Origin of the sequence: Variovorax sp. J2P1-31, assembly GCF_030317215.1 — a bacterium.
In the GTDB taxonomy this organism is placed as follows: domain Bacteria; phylum Pseudomonadota; class Gammaproteobacteria; order Burkholderiales; family Burkholderiaceae_C; genus Variovorax.
Map to the genome: position 1 here is coordinate 61,839 of NZ_JASZYA010000005.1, position 14,646 is coordinate 76,484.

Genomic DNA, 14,646 nt, shown 5'->3' on the forward strand with positions numbered 1-14,646 from the left:
CTGCTTCCGAAAGAGAAAACATGCGTCGTTCCCTCCTCGTCCTCGCGCTGGCCGCCGCCTCGGCCGCCGCCCTGCCTTTCGCCGCCGCCGCGGAGGGGGCCTGGCCCAACCGGCCGATCCGGCTGATCGTCGGCTTCCCCGGCGGCTCGACGCCGGACATCGCGGCCCGCACCATCGCCGAGCCGCTGTCGCGCGCGCTGGGCCAGCCGGTGGTGGTCGACAACAAGCCCGGCGCCTCCGGCAACATCGCGGCCGATCAGGTGGCCAAGGCCACCGACGACCACACGCTGGGCATCGTCATCAACGGCAACCTCACCTCGTCGAAGATGCTGTACCCCAAGCTGCCCTACGACCCGGGCAAGGACTTCACCTACCTGTCGCTGATCGCGACCGCGCCGCTGGTGGTGGTCGCGCCCAACAACCTGCCCGCGGGCGCCGCCTTCTTCGAGGCCGCGCGCAAGGCCGGCGACAGCTGGAACTACGGCTCGGTCGGCACCGGCTCGGTGGCGCACCTGGGCATGGAGCTGCTCAAGAGCCGCGTGCCCGGCTTCAACCCGGTGCACGTGCCCTACCAGGGCAACCCGCAGGTCGTGACGGCCATGCTGGGCGGCCAGGTGCAGATGGCGCTGATCCCGCCGGGCGTGGCCATGCCGCAGATCCGCGCGGGCAAGCTGCAGGCCATCGGCATCACCAGCGGCCGCAGCACGCTGGTGCCCGAACTCGCGCCGCTGGCCGATGCCGGCGTGAAGGACTTCAACCTCGAGGTCTGGACCGCGCTGCTGGGCCCGGCCAACCTGTCGAAGGCGGCGCAGGAGCGCATCTCGAAGGAACTGGCCATCGTCATGAAGTCGCCCGACGTTCGCCAGAAGCTGTTCGAGCAAGGCTGGCAGGCCGTGGGCACCTCGCCCGAAGGCATGCGCGTGCGCGTGGACGAAGAGGCCAAGATCATGTCGCGCATCATCCAAACGCGAGGCATCAAGCTGCAATGACCCAGACCCTGAACGAACCGGCGCGCAGCCTGCCGGTCTACGGCGAATACGACGTGGTCGTGGTGGGCGGCGGCCCGGCCGGCCTGGCGGCGGCGGTGAGCGCGGCGCGCCATGGCGCGCGCACCTTGCTGGTCGAGCGCTACGGCTTCCTGGGCGGCATGGGCACGGCCGGCGGCGTGACCAACTTCGCCGGCCTCTACGGCAAGCGCCGCGGCGAGATGACGCAGCTGGTGCACGGCGTGGCCGACGACCTGCTGGCGCGCATCGACGCGCTGGGCGGCCTCAACAAGCCGCAGGACGGCATGCAGGGCCGCATCCGCGTGCGCTCCTACGACACCTCGGCCTACAAGTGCGCGGCCGACCAGATGGTGGTCGAGGCGGGCGTCGAACTGCTGTTCCATGCCTACGCAGCCGCGGTGCTGCTGGACGGCCGGCGCATCGCCGCGCTGGTGGTCGAGACCAAGTCGGGCCGGCAGGCGATCCGCGCCAACGCCTTCGTCGACGGCAGCGGCGATGCCGACGTGGCGGCCTTCGCGGGCGTGCCCTTCGAGGTCGGCGACGGCCACGGCAGCGGCCTGTTCCCGACCACCATGTTCCGCGTCGGCCAGGTCGATGCGCCGCGCGCGCTGGCCGCGGTGGGCGAGTTCAAGGCCATCAACGACCTGATGAACGCGGTGCGCGAACGCAGCCCCGAGGCCTACCGCTTCCCGCGCGACGGCGCGATCCTGCGGCCCAACATCGACCCGCGCGAATGGCGCGCCAACGTCACGCAGATCCGCAATGCCCAGGGCAAGGCGATGAACGGCGTCGACGCGCGCGAACTCAGCGACGGCGAGCTCGAGGGCCGGCGCCAGATCGCCGAGTACTTCCGATTTCTGCGCGCCGAGGTGCCGGGCTTCGAGCAGTCGGCCATCGTCGAGATCGCGCCCCAGGTGGGCCTGCGCGAGACGCGCCGCATCGAGGGCGAGTACGCCTTGAGCGGCGAGGACATCCTGTCGTCCGCGAAGTTCGACGACGTGATCGGCCTCAACGGCTGGCCGATGGAGATGCATGCCGATGGCCGCATCGAATGGGCCTTCCCGCGCGACGAGGCCAACACCTTCAACCACCTGCCGTGGCGCATGCTGGTGCCCAGGGCGATCGACAACCTGCTGGTGGCCGGCCGCTGTGCCGCCATGACGCACGAGGGCCAGTCGGCCGCGCGCGCCAGCGGCGGCTGTTTCGTGATGGGCCAGGCGGCAGGCACGGCGGCCGCGTCGCTGGGCGCGGGCCGCTTCGCACAGGTCGACGTGGCGGCACTGCAGAAGACGCTGATCGCCGACGGCGCGGACCTGGACCGATAGGCACACGCGCGGGTCGCCCCGCGCGGACAATCCACCGATGCGCAACCTGGTGGTGGTCCTGGGCGACCAGCTGAGTCTCTCGAGCGTGGCCTTCGAAGGCTTCGACGCCACGCGCGACCGCGTCTGGATGGCCGAGGTGCCCGAAGAGTCCGAACATGTGCCGAGCACCAAGATGCGCACGGCGCTGTTCCTGTCGGCGATGCGCCACTTCGCCGAGGCGCTCGCGGCCCGCGGCCTGCCTGTCGACTACCTGCGGCTGGGCGCGCATGCGTTCGCCTCGATCGAGGCCGCGCTGGCCCGGACGCTGGCGCGCGAACGCCCCGAGGCGCTCGTGATGGTCGAGGCCGGGGAATGGCGGCTGGAACAGGCGATCGCGCGCGTGTGCCAGGCGGCGGGCGTGCGGCTCCTGCGGCGCGACGACCTGCACTTCATGGCCTCGCGCGCCGACTTCGCCGACCATGCGCGGGGCAAGCCGCGGCTGGTGATGGAGGCCTTCTACCGGCAGATGCGGACCCGGTACCGGGTGCTGCTGGACGCGCAAGGCGGGCCCGAAGGCGGGCAGTGGAACTTCGACGCCGACAACCGCGGCGCCTTCGGCCGCGCCGGGCCGGGCCTGCTGCCACCGCCGCCGTCCTTCGCGCCCGACGCGATCACGCGCGAGGTGCTGGCCGACGTGGAGACGCACTTCGGCGAGCACTACGGCAGTGCCGAGGCCTTCGACTGGCCGGTGACGCGCGCCCAGGCCCTGGTCGCGCTGGCCGACTTCATGACCTGGCGGCTGCAGGACTTCGGCCGGGTGCAGGACGCGATGTGGACGGACGAGCCTTTCCTCTATCACAGCCTGTTGTCCTCGTCGCTCAACCTGAAGCTGCTGGACCCGCGCGAAGTCATCGAGGCGGCCGTGGCGCAGTGGCGGGCCGGCGCGGTGGCGATCGAGGCGGTCGAGGGCTTCGTGCGCCAGATCCTGGGCTGGCGCGAGTTCATGCGCGGCGTGTACTGGTGGCGCATGCCCGCGCTGGCCGAGGCCAACGCGCTGCATCACCACGAAGACCTGCCCGCCTGGTACTGGTCGGGCCAGGTGCAGATGAACTGCATGCGGCAGGCCATCGGCCAGACCCTGCGCACCGGCTATGCGCACCACATCCAGCGTCTGATGGTCACCGGCAACTTCGCGCTGACCTTCGGCGTGGCACCGGCGCAGGTGCATGCGTGGTACCTGTCGGTGTACGTCGATGCGGTGGAGTGGGTCGAGCTGCCGAACACCGTGGGCATGTCGCTGTTCGCCGATGGCGCGCGCTTCGTGACCAAGCCCTATGCCGCGGGCGGTGCCTACATCCGGCGCATGAGCAACTACTGCGACGGCTGCCGCTACGCGCCCGGCACGCGCAGCGGCGAGGGCGCCTGCCCGGTGACCGTGATGTACTGGGATTTCGTGGCGCGCCACGAACGCCTGCTCGAGAACAATCCGCGCACGGTGATGATGGCGCGCAACCTCCGGCGCATCGATGCCGCCGAGCTGGAAGCGATCCGGCAGACCGCCACCGACATGCGCGCGCGGCCGGACCTGCTCTAGCGCGGCAGCACCCGCAGCACGCGCCCGCTCTGGCTGTCGGTCAGCAGGTACAGCGCGCCGTCGGGGCCCGCGCGCACGTCGCGCAGGCGCTCGCCCAGTTCGGTGAAGAGAGTCTCCTGCGCGCCGGGCCGGCCGTCTTCCATCGGCACGCGGCGCACGCTTTTCTCCTTCAACGCGGCCACGAAGAGGCTGCCGCGCCAGGCGGGGAACAGCGTGCCGTCGTAGTGGGCCATGCCCGCGGGCGCGATGGAGGGCGTCCATTCCGCCAGCGGCGGCGTGATGCCCGGATAGCTGCGGTAGGGCGTGATGCGCGCGCCGGTGTAGTCGATGCCGCCGGTGGTGATCGGCCAGCCGTAGTTGGCGCCACGCGCGATGCGGTTGAGTTCGTCGCCGCCCTTCGAGCCATGTTCGTGCGCGTACAGCAGGTTCCGGCCCGGCAGGCTCACCATGCCCTGCGGATTGCGGTGACCGAGGCTGTAGATCTCGGGCAGCGCACCGGCGTGTCCGACGAAGGGGTTGTCGGCCGGCACGCTGCCGTCGCGGCCGATGCGCAGGATCTTGCCCAGGTGCGTGTGCAGGCGTTGCGCGTCGGTGCGTTCGAGGTTGCCGTCGCCCATGCCGACCACCAGCGTGCCGTCGTCCAGCAGCGCCATCCGGCCGCCGAAGTGCTGGCCGTGTGCCTTGGCCGGGCGCGTCGTGAGGATCGGCGTCACCTCGCGCAGTTGCGCGCCGTCGAGCCGGGCACGCACCACGCGCAGGTGGTTGGCCGAGGCCGTGCCGTGCGCGAACGAGAGGTAGAGCCATCCGTTCTGCGCGAAGCCGGGGTCGACCAGCACGTCGAACAGCCCGGCCTGGCCGCTCGCGTACACCGGCGGCAGGCCCGCGACCGCTTCGGCGCGCAGCACATGGCGCCCCTCGGGCGCCGGGTCGAGGATGCGCAGGCGGCCGGGCCGCTCGGTCACCAGCAGCCGGCCATCGGGCAGCGCCGCCAGGGCCCAGGGATGCACCAGGCCGTCGGCCACGGTCTCGATGCGGTAGGGCACGCCGGGTGCCGCGGCCTGCGATGGCGCGGGCGCGGTCAGCAGGCCGGCCCACAGCAGCCAGGCCATCCGTGCCCCTGGAGATCGGACGTGCATGCGCCGTGCGCCATGATGGGGGCCTTGTGTCATGTGCCCAGTATCGAACAGCCTGCCTGCCGATGAACCCTGAAGACCCTTCGTTCCCGCACCCATGGCGCACCCGCCTGATGGCCTTTGTCGGCGCGGCCCTGTTCGCCATCGCCTGGGGCTCGCTGGTGCAGACCCAGTTCAACCTGAACGCGCTGGCCGCGCTCGGCGTCGAGATGCCGCTGGCCCTGCGACTGCGGACCTCGGTGCAGGACCTGCGGGGCTTCGGGCCCGTCTATGCGGCCATCGTGCTCGCCGCCTGGCTGCCCGCGTTCGCGGTGGCCGCCTGGCTCGCGCGTCGGCACCCGGCCTGGCGCGCCGCGCTGTTCGCGCTGGCCGCCGGCGTGGCGCTGCCGCTCGCCATCCGCGCGATCGACGCCGCCGCGCCCATGCCGGTGCTGATCGACGCCACGCGCGGTCTCGGCGGGCTGTCGGCCATGGTGGCGGGCAGCGTGCTGGGTGGGGCGCTCTTTGGGTGGGGGACGCGGGTGCGGCCCTCGGGCGGGTGATTTCCCTGTGACAGCGCTTCGCCCCGCGCTTTGCTATGGTGCGTGACTCTCTTTCGCCTCCGCTGCCTTCACGATGACCGCTCCCGCCACCCCCACCCGCCTCGTCGACGAACTCGTCGCCCTCATGCAACTCGAGCCGCTGGGCGACGACCGCTTCCGGGCGCAGAGCGAGGACATCGGCACGCCGGCGGTCTTCGGCGGCCAGGTGCTGGGCCAGGCGCTGATGGCGGCCAGCCGCACCGTCGACGCCGATCGGCCGGTGCATTCGATGCACGCCTACTTCCTGCTGCCCGGCGAGCATGCGCCCATCGAGTACACGGTCGACCGGGTGCGCGACGGCCGCAGCTTCACCACCCGCCATGTGGTGGCGCGCCAGCAGGAGCGGATCATCTTCGAGATGTCGGCCTCGTTCCAGACCGTCGATGCGGGCGTGGAGCACCAGTTCGCCATGCCGCCGACCGCCGCGCCCGAACAGGTCGCCGACGACCTGCAGCGCCGCATCGCGCTGGGCGACCGGCTGCCCGAGCGCGCGCGCATCAAGGGCCTGATGCCGCACGGCATCGAGTTCCGCACCGTCGAGCCCGACGACCTGATCGCGCCGGTGCCGCGCGAAGGCACGCGCGCGATCTGGATGCGCGCCGTGGCGCCGCTGCCCGACGATCCGCTGATGCACCGCGCGCTGCTGGCCTATGCCTCCGACCACGGCCTCCTCGGCGCCGCGCTGATCCCGCACGGCCTGACCTACCTGCAGGGCAACGTGCGCATGGCCAGCCTGGACCATGCGATGTGGTTCCACCGCGACTTCCGCTTCGACGACTGGCTGCTGTACGTGCTCGATTCGCCCAGCGCCAGCGGTGCGCGCGGCCTCTCGCGCGGCAGCGTGTTCACGCGCGACGGCGTGCTGGTGGCCTCGGCCGCGCAGGAAGGAATGATGCGCGTGCGCCAAACGGAATCCCAAGGAAAACCATGAGCCAGCTCTTCTCGCCCCTGCAGCTCGACGCCCTCACGCTGCCCAACCGCATCGTGATCGCGCCGATGTGCCAGTACTCGGCCGACGGCGCCGGCAACATGACCGACTGGCACCTGATCCACCTGGGCCAGCTGGCGCTGTCGGGCGCGGGCCTGCTGATCATCGAGGCCACGGCGGTCGAGGCCATCGGCCGCATCACGCCCGCCGACGTGGGCCTCTACGACGACGACAACCAGGCCGCGATCGCGCGCGTGCTGAAGGCGGTGCGCCAGCACTCGCGCATGCCGATCGCGATCCAGCTCGCGCACGCGGGCCGCAAGGCCTCGAGCCATGTGCCGTGGGACGGCGGCCAGTGCCTGGCGCCCGGCGAGGGCGCCTGGCAGACGGTGTCGTCCTCCGCGTTGCCGCATGCGGCCGGCGAACCCGCGCCCGTGGCGCTCGACGATGCCGGCCTGGCCCGCGTGAAGGCCGCCTTCGTGCAGGCCGCGCAACGCGCGCATGCGCTGGGCATCGACGCCATCGAACTGCATGGCGCGCACGGCTACCTGCTGCACCAGTTCCTGTCGCCTATCGCCAACCAGCGCAGCGACCGCTACGGCGGCTCGCTCGAGAACCGCATGCGCTTCCCGCTCGAGGTCTTCGAGGCGGTGCGCGCCGCGGTGCCGGCCGGCATGCCGGTGGGCGTGCGCATCTCGGCCACCGACTGGGTCGAGGGCGGCTGGGACATCGACTCGAGCATTGCCTTCGCCAAGGCCCTGGCTGCGCACGGCTGCAGCTTCGTGCATGCCTCCTCGGGCGGTGTGTCGCCGCAGCAGAAGATCCCGCTGTCGCCGGGCTACCAGGTGCCGCTGGCCGAACGCCTGAAGGCCGCGCTCGACGTGCCGGTCTTCGCGGTCGGCCTGATCACCGAAGCGAAGCAGGCCGAGGCCGTGATCGCCGCCGGCCAGGCCGATGCGGTGGCCATCGCGCGCGCCGCCTTGTTCGAGCCGCACTGGCCCTGGCGTGCCGCGGCCGAGCTGGGCGCGCAGGTCGAGGCGCCGCCGCAGTACTGGCGCTCGCAGCCGCGCGACCAGAAGGCGCTGTTCGGCGAGGCCCGCATCGGCGCGCGCTGAGTTCTTTTTTCTTTCGTCCGGAGGTTTTGCCCATGTCCCGTTTCGACAAGTACCGCATCGGTTCCAAGGTCCGCCTGGCCGACATCGATCCCGGGAACAAGGGCTTCCTCAAGGGCGACGAGGCCGCGCATGGCGCGCAGCTCGATGCGCTGGCGATCGCGCTCGACGAATTGCAGAACCTCATGCATGCCGAGGGCCGGCGCAAGCTGCTGCTGGTGCTGCAGGGCACCGACACCAGCGGCAAGGACGGCACGGTGCGCTGGGTCTTCTCGCGCACCTCGCCGCTGGGCGTACGGGTGGCGGCCTTCAAGGCGCCCAGCCTGGAAGAACAGGCGCACGACTTCCTCTGGCGCTGCCATGCGGTGGTGCCGCGCACCGGCGAGCTCGCGGTGTGGAACCGCAGCCACTACGAAGACGTGCTGGTGCCTGTGGTCGAAGGCTGGATCGACAAGGCCGCGACGCAGCGCCGCTATGCGCAGATCAACGACTTCGAGCGGCTGCTGACAGAAACCGGCACGGTGGTGCTCAAGTGCATGCTGCACATCGACAAGGATGAGCAGCGCCAGCGCCTGCAGGCCCGCATCGACGACCCGGCCAAGAACTGGAAGTTCAGCCTGGGCGACCTCGAGGCGCGCAAGAAGTGGAGCGACTACCAGCGCGCGTATGCGAAGGCGCTGGACGCCACCTCGACCGACGTGGCGCCTTGGTACGTGGTGCCGGCCAACAGCAAGACGCACCGCAATCTGATGATCGCGCAGCTGCTGGTCAAGACGCTCAAGGACATGAAGCTCAGCGTGCCGCCGCCGGACCCGGCGCTCAAGGGGCTGGTGGTGCGCTGAAGGGCGCGCCCCTCAGCGCGCCAGCAGCCGGCGCAGGTCCGCGCGGGCGCGCCGCAGCACGCGGCGCGGCAGGCCGAGGCGCGCAGGCGACGCCACCACGGCGGCGATCGCTTCGGTCGCGGGCGGCACCGCGGCTTCTGCTGCGGGCGTGGGCGCGGGCACGTGCGGTGGCAAGGCGGCCAGGGTGCCGCGCAGCGTCGCAGCCACTTCCGCCGGCACGATGCGGCCCTGGATGTGGGCCGCCAGTTGCGCACCGCGCCTTGCCGCCTCGGTCCGGTCGGCCGCGATGAAGCGCAAGGCGGCCACGGCCGACGCGAGATCGGGTTCGGCCCAGTGCTGGTCGGGCGTGTAGCTGCCGTTGGCCTCGCCGGGGCGCACCGGCGCGAGCGTCCAGTCGACGAAGCAGGCGGCTTCCGGATCGAGGAAGGCCGTCGGGCCGCCCCAGCCCGTGATCACCACCGGCTTGGCCGCGAGCGCGGCCTCGAAGGCGCCCAGTCCCCAGCCTTCGGCCCGGCACAGCGAGACGAAGCAGTCGCCGGCCTCGTGCAGCGCCTGCAGCGCGCCGTCGGAGAGCTCGTCGGTCACGAGCCGGATCGGCGGCGGCACCCGGCCGTGGCGCAGCACCGCGCGGCCGATCATGGCCTCGAACTGGGGCTGCACCGGCACGCTCTGGCCTTCGTGGCCGGGGTCGCGGCGCACACGCTCCAGGTCGTGCGCCGTGGTCTTGATGACCAGCGCCACCGGGTCGTCCGGGCCGAAGGCTTCGGCAAAGGCCGCGACCAGCGGGTCGATGGACTTGCGCTCCAGCCAGGTCGAGACCGTGTAGAAGAGCTGCCGGCCTTCCAGGCCCGCCAGCAGCGGCCGCAGGCCGGCACGGTCGGCGTCGCTCACCGGCCGCTGCGGCCGCGGCAGGTGGGGCACCACCCAGATCGGGATGTGCACGCCGCTGGCGCGGAAGACCTCGCGGTTCCATTCGGTCGGCACGATCACCGCGTCGAGGCCGTTGATCAGCGCCGGCCAGTGGGCGGGCAGGCGGTCGGTCTCCCACACGGTGTGGCCCACGATGCGGCGCGCGCCCCGCGCACGTTCGCGTGCGATGAAGTGCGGGTAGTACTCGGGCACGAAATGGACGATGACGTTCTCGCAGGCGCGCGCATCGTCCCGCAGCGGCCACAGGTCCTCGGGGCCCGCCTCGGGCGAAGGCGCCGGCGCGTAGCCCAGGCCCAGCGCGCCGCCGGGCAGCATCGGCTCCCAGGCGATCTCGGTGCCCGCATCGCGCAGCGCGCGCACCAGCGCGGTGGCCGCCACCGCATAGCCGCTGGTGTCGCCCAGGCCCACGTAACGCAAGCTCAGACCGTCCAGGAAATGATTGAGAGACATTAGTAACAAATAGTGTACATTTGATCGACAGTGCCCCGTCGAGGGGCAGGAAGAGGGCCGGATCCAGCCCTGCCCCAGGGGCGAGAGGCGCCGCGCGGCCGCTTCGAAGCCTCCCTTCGCGGTGCCTGCTGTCGGACAGCGCTTCTGATCCTTGGCCGTATTTCCGTGACAGCACCCTCCGCTTCCCGCATCCCGAACACGTACCACTTCGTCTTCGGGCTGCGTCCGCAGACCGAGCCCTTTCACCTGATGCACTACCTGTGCCTGGCCTCGTGCCTGGGGGTGAACCGGCCCGACCGCGTGGTCGTGCACCTGCACAACGAACCCTTCGGCGAACTGTGGGACCTGATCCGCCCCCGGATCGAGGTGGTGCCGATCCCCGAGCGCGAGCTTCGCATCGACCTTTCCTACGACGACGACTACATCCGCCGTTTCGCCTATGCGCATGTGGCGGACTTCATCCGGCTGCGCATCCTGCACGAGCAGGGCGGCATCTATGCCGACATGGACTCGCTGTTCGTCGCGCCACCGCCCGCGCACCTGTTCGAAGCCTCCTGTGTGATGGGCCACGAGCGCGTGGATGCGGGCGCGCCGTCCTCGCCCGAAGGCTCGCTGTGCAATGCGCTCATCATGGCCGAGCCCGGTTCGCCCTTCATCGCCACCTGGATCGAGCGCATGCCCGGCGCCTTCGACGGCAGCTGGAGCAACCACTCGACCTTCCTGCCCTACCGCCTGAGCCGCGAATTCCCGCAGCAGATCCGCGTCGAGCCCGAGAGCCGCTTCTTCTCGCTGGACTGGTCGCGCGACGGCATCGCCGCGCTGTTCGAGCAGGACCGCCAGCTGCCGCCCGATGCGACCAGCCTGCACCTGTGGGCCCACCTGTGGTGGGACGTGGAGCGGCGCGACATGTCCGACTTCAACCACACGCTGCTGACCCCGGCCTACGTCGCGCATGCACGCAGCACCTATGCCCGGATCGCGCGGCCCTTCCTGCCACCGGGCATGGCGCCGTCGGCGTTGGGCCACTGGCTGCGACAGCAGGTCGCGCCCGAGGGCTGGCTCGGGCGTCTGCGTGGCGGGCGTGCGGCGTCATGAGCGAGCCGGCCCCTCCGCGCAGCCGGGCGCTGCTGCTGACCCACGTCTTTCCTGATCCGCAGGGCGTGGGCCTGGCGCGGCGCGGCTGGCGCTGGGCCTGCGAACTCGCGGCCCAGCACGACCTGGAGATCGTCCTCATCACGCGCAACGAAGGCCAGCCCGTGCCGCCGTCGCCCCTGCCCGGCAGGCTGCGCGTCGTGCACTGCACGGGCGCGCCCATCGCCTCGCGGGGGCTGGCGGACTGGTTCGATCCCGACGCTGGCGCGGCCCGGGCGCTCGCCGCGCTCGAGGGGCCGCGCCCCGCGCGCATCGTGGTGTTTCGCTTCTACCTGCACGACATGGCGGCGCAACTGCCCCCCGACTGGCGCGCGATCGCCGAGATGGACTGCGACGACCTCGAATCCGCCACGCGCTGGAGCCTGGCCGCGCTGGCCTTGCGCCGCGGCCGCTGGTCCGCGGCGCGCGCCTGCATGGCGCAGGCGAGGGGCTATGCGAAGCTCGAACGCAGCCTGTTGCCCGCCTATGCCACGGTCCATGTCTCGGCCTTCGAGGATGCGGCACGGCTGCGCCGGCTGCCAGGGATGAAGGCGGTGCACGCGAGTCCCAACAAGCTCGTGCCCGAACCCGATCTCGTGCCCGCACCGATGCCCGTCGGCGGCCGCACGCTGCTGTTCGTCGGCGCTTTGTTCTACCCGCCCAACGAGGATGCGCTGCTGTGGTTCGCCCGGGCCGTGCTGCCCGCGCTGCGGCGGCGGGTGCCGGATGTGCGCATCGTGGCCGCGGGCCGCGCCGAAGAGGCGCTGGTGCAGCAGCTCGCGCGGCACGGCATCGTCTACGTCCATTCGCCCGCGGACCTGCGCCCGCTCTATGCCGAGGCCACGGCCGTGATCGCGCCGGTGCGTGGCGGCGGCGGCACCAAGCTCAAGGTGCTCGAGGCCTGGCAGCACGAGCGGCCGCTGGTCGCGACCTCGCATGCCGCGCGCGGGCTCGCGGTCGAATCGGGGCGGCATCTGCTGGTGGCCGACCGGCCGCTGGAGTTCGCGCGCCATTGTGCGGCCCTGCTCGCCGACCCGGTGCTGGCGGCTGCGCTGGTGCGCGACGCCGCGGTGCTGCTGAAGGCGCGTTACTGCCTCGACGCGCCGACGCGCTGAGGGGAGGGGACATGCACCTGTCACCGCACGCCACGGCGCCGTCGTCGCCGCTGTTCATCCTCTCGGTCGCCACCGGCTACGGCGGTGCCGAGCGCGACATCGAGATCCTGCTGCCGCACCTGGCCGCGCAGCGCCAGGTCGTGGTCTTCGCCTGCAGTCCCTACCACCTCGAGCGGCTGCGACGCATCGAACGGCCGGGCCTGGAGGTGCATCGCATCGATGCCTCGCGCGAGGGCTTCGTCGAGGCCGGCGCGCGCCTGTTCGTGCAGCGCTACTTCGCACTGCGGCCCTCGGCCATCCTGGCCAACACGCTCGACTCGCTGCGCATCCTCGCGCAGGCCGCCGACTGGCTGCCCGGGATCGATGTGCAGTCCTGCTTCTACGTGCGCGATTTCCAGTGGTTCGACCATGCACCGCTGCTGCAGGCCATGGCCCGCGCCACGCTGCTCGTGCCCGACCGCTCGGTGCTCGAGAAGCCCGGCTACCTGAATCCCCATGTCTGGCCGCACGGCCCGCTGCGCGCGCTGGCGATGCCCACGCCGGTGGACATCCCGCCGGCTGCGGCGACCGAGCAGCCCCCCGACGCCTCCTTCCTTCACCTGGCCACGGTGAACGGCTTCAAGGGCCATCGACCGCTGGCCGACGCGGCCGCGCTGCTGCGTCGCCGCTGTCCCGGCCTGCGCATCGACTCGTACGGCCACCGGCCGCTCCCTGCGTTGTATGAGCAGCTGCGCGCGCACATCGAGGCGGCCGGTGCCACGCCGACGCTGGCGCTGCACGAACACGTGGCCGACCCGTCCGCCCTGATCGGCCGGGCGCGTGCCGTGCTCGTGACCTCGGTCTCGGCGCACGGCGGACCCGAGACCTTCGGCCGCACGCTGATCGAGGCCTGGGCCCATGGCCGTCCGGTGATCGCCTTCGCCTGCGGCACGCCGGCCCGGCTGGTGCGCCACGAGGTCGACGGCCTGCTGGTGGACGAGGGGGACGTCGAAGGGCTCGCCGCCGCCATCGCCCGGCTGCACCAGGACCCGGCGCTGGCCGATCGGCTGGGCCGCAACGGCCGCGCACGGGCCGAGCGCGAATTCGCCACCGAGGCGGTGCTGCGGCAACTGCTGCCGGTGCTCGAGGGGCAATGGCACCTGGGGTCGGCGGCACCCATGACAGCGCCCGCCGAAGAGGGGCCGACCACGCTGTTCGACGTCTCGCTCTCGCTGATGCTGGGCTGGCATTCGCCTGTGGGCATGCTGCGCGTGGAGAAGGACATGGGCGACCTGCTGGCCCGGCAGCGCGGGCCCGTCCAACTCGTGCGGCACGGTGCCGAGGACGGCGGCTACCGGCGCCTGAGCGCACGCGAGCTGGAGTTCCTCGCCAACCGGCTCGACGGCCACGACGGCATCGGCAGGCTGGCCTTGCGCGAACTCGCGACCACCCCGCTGCCGCCGCCGCGGCTGCCGCTGTCGATCGGCCGCTCGATGCGCCTGCTGGGCCGCCTGCACGGAGCAGGCGGCGGGCAGGTGAACCGCAACGCCGCAGGCCGGCGCCTGCGGCGTTGGCTGCATGCGCGTGCCGAATCGGCCGTGCGGGCCGCCCCCGTCGACGCGGCGCGCTACGCGCCGGAGGCGGGCGATGCCTTCCTCAGCGTCTCCAATCCCTGGGACTACGTCGGCCTGCCGGTGTTCCAGGCGCTGCGGGCCCGCGGCGTGCGCACCGTGCTGGCCGTGCACGACCTCATGGTCTGGGAGACGCCGCAGTGGACGGCCGGGCGCGATCCGCGCGAGCACGCGGCCAACATGCTGCCGGTGCTGGCCGAAGCGGACCGGCTGGTGGCCGTTTCGCAGCACACCGCAGAGGTGGTCGCGCAGGCTTTCACCGCGATCGACCGGCCGTTGCCGCCGATGCGCGTCGCACACCCCGCCGGCCTGCCCGGCACGCTGTTTCCCTTCGGCGGGCCGCCCCCGGGCCTCGATGCCACGCGTCCCTTCGTCGTCTACTGCTCGACCATCGAGGTGCGCAAGAACCACCTGCTGCTGCTGCACCTGTGGGAGCGCCTGCGCCAGAGCCTGCCGCCCGAGCGGCTGCCGACGCTGGTCATCGCGGGTCGATGGGGCTGGGGCGTGGAGCCGGTGCGGCTGGCGGTCGAGCGCAACTGGCGCCTCGCGCCGCATGTGCACGTGGCGCAGGCGTTGCGCGACGAGCAGCTGCTGTGGCTCTACCGCCATGCGCGCTTCGCCGTCTTCCCTTCCTTCAACGAAGGCTTCGGCCTGCCGGTGGCGGAAGCGCTGGCGGTGGGCACGCCGGTGGTGGTGTCGGACCATCCGGCGCTGGTCGAGGCCTCGATGGGGCTGATGCCCGCGATCGACCCGGGCGACCTGCCGGCCTGGCAGCAAGAGATCGCCGCGCTGTGCCTGGACGACGCGCGCCTGGCGCAATTGCGCGCGAAGGCCCGCCACTGCCGGGTCGCCCCTTCCGACGGACTGCCCCGCGCGCTGGCCGATGCCGCGGGACTTTCGGCCTGAGAC

At 72.0% G+C, this 14,646-nt stretch carries 12 protein-coding genes; 10 read left to right on the forward strand and 2 right to left on the reverse strand.

The window, feature by feature from the left end; genetic code table 11:
• Window positions 1-20: 20 nt before the first annotated feature.
• From QTI20_RS28880 to QTI20_RS28890, 3 genes are read left to right on the forward strand one after another with little or no spacing between them, the layout of a single operon-like run.
• Window positions 21-989, forward strand: coding sequence for a Bug family tripartite tricarboxylate transporter substrate binding protein (locus QTI20_RS28880; protein WP_183024208.1), 969 nt, complete (start codon window positions 21-23; stop codon window positions 987-989).
• Window positions 986-2,332: an FAD-dependent oxidoreductase gene (locus QTI20_RS28885; protein WP_286555843.1), complete on the forward strand. Its 1,347-nt coding sequence runs from the start codon at window positions 986-988 to the stop codon at window positions 2,330-2,332. Before QTI20_RS28880 ends, QTI20_RS28885 begins: the two co-directional genes overlap by 4 nt.
• Before the next feature lie 37 nt (window positions 2,333-2,369).
• A complete protein-coding gene (locus QTI20_RS28890) occupies window positions 2,370-3,905 on the forward strand; it encodes a cryptochrome/photolyase family protein (protein ID WP_286555841.1) in 1,536 nt (511 codons plus the stop codon).
• On the opposite strand, the gene QTI20_RS28895 is transcribed toward QTI20_RS28890, so the two are convergent.
• Window positions 3,902-5,014, reverse strand: coding sequence for a PQQ-dependent sugar dehydrogenase (locus QTI20_RS28895; protein ID WP_286555839.1), 1,113 nt, complete (start codon window positions 5,012-5,014; stop codon window positions 3,902-3,904). The genes QTI20_RS28890 and QTI20_RS28895 overlap by 4 nt on opposite strands.
• A gap of 89 nt (window positions 5,015-5,103) precedes the next feature.
• On the opposite strand from QTI20_RS28895, the gene QTI20_RS28900 reads away from it, so the two are divergent.
• The 4 genes from QTI20_RS28900 (at window position 5,104) to QTI20_RS28915 (ending at window position 8,501) form a co-directional block, all read left to right on the forward strand.
• On the forward strand, window positions 5,104-5,580 hold the full coding sequence (locus QTI20_RS28900; RefSeq protein WP_286555837.1) for a hypothetical protein: 477 nt from the start codon (window positions 5,104-5,106) through the stop codon (window positions 5,578-5,580).
• 73 nt (window positions 5,581-5,653) lie between these two features.
• Window positions 5,654-6,550 (forward strand): acyl-CoA thioesterase, encoded by an 897-nt coding sequence (locus tag QTI20_RS28905; protein ID WP_286555835.1) that lies wholly within the window; start codon window positions 5,654-5,656, stop codon window positions 6,548-6,550.
• Window positions 6,547-7,662, forward strand: coding sequence for an NADH:flavin oxidoreductase/NADH oxidase (locus QTI20_RS28910; protein ID WP_286555834.1), 1,116 nt, complete (start codon window positions 6,547-6,549; stop codon window positions 7,660-7,662). The genes QTI20_RS28905 and QTI20_RS28910 overlap by 4 nt, the downstream gene beginning before the upstream one ends.
• 32 nt (window positions 7,663-7,694) lie before the next feature.
• The gene (locus tag QTI20_RS28915; RefSeq protein WP_286555832.1) at window positions 7,695-8,501 is read left to right on the forward strand and encodes a PPK2 family polyphosphate kinase; all 807 of its coding nucleotides are present in this window, start codon (window positions 7,695-7,697) and stop codon (window positions 8,499-8,501) included.
• Between the two features lie 12 nt (window positions 8,502-8,513).
• Here the strand turns inward: QTI20_RS28915 and QTI20_RS28920 are convergent, their stop codons facing one another.
• The gene (locus QTI20_RS28920) at window positions 8,514-9,848 is read right to left on the reverse strand and encodes a glycosyltransferase family protein (protein WP_286574312.1); all 1,335 of its coding nucleotides are present in this window, start codon (window positions 9,846-9,848) and stop codon (window positions 8,514-8,516) included.
• Window positions 9,849-10,046: 198 nt separating this feature from the next.
• Between QTI20_RS28920 and QTI20_RS28925 the strand changes: the two genes are divergently transcribed.
• The 3 genes from QTI20_RS28925 to QTI20_RS28935 are packed head-to-tail and all read left to right on the forward strand — an operon-like array spanning window position 10,047 to window position 14,643.
• Window positions 10,047-10,976, forward strand: coding sequence for a glycosyltransferase (locus QTI20_RS28925; protein ID WP_286555828.1), 930 nt, complete (start codon window positions 10,047-10,049; stop codon window positions 10,974-10,976).
• Complete coding sequence (locus QTI20_RS28930; RefSeq protein ID WP_286555827.1) at window positions 10,973-12,127, forward strand: glycosyltransferase family 4 protein; 1,155 nt, start codon at window positions 10,973-10,975, stop codon at window positions 12,125-12,127. The genes QTI20_RS28925 and QTI20_RS28930 overlap by 4 nt, the downstream gene beginning before the upstream one ends.
• Before the next feature lie 11 nt (window positions 12,128-12,138).
• Window positions 12,139-14,643, forward strand: coding sequence for a glycosyltransferase (locus QTI20_RS28935; protein WP_286555825.1), 2,505 nt, complete (start codon window positions 12,139-12,141; stop codon window positions 14,641-14,643).
• The last annotated feature ends 3 nt before the right edge of the window (window positions 14,644-14,646 follow it).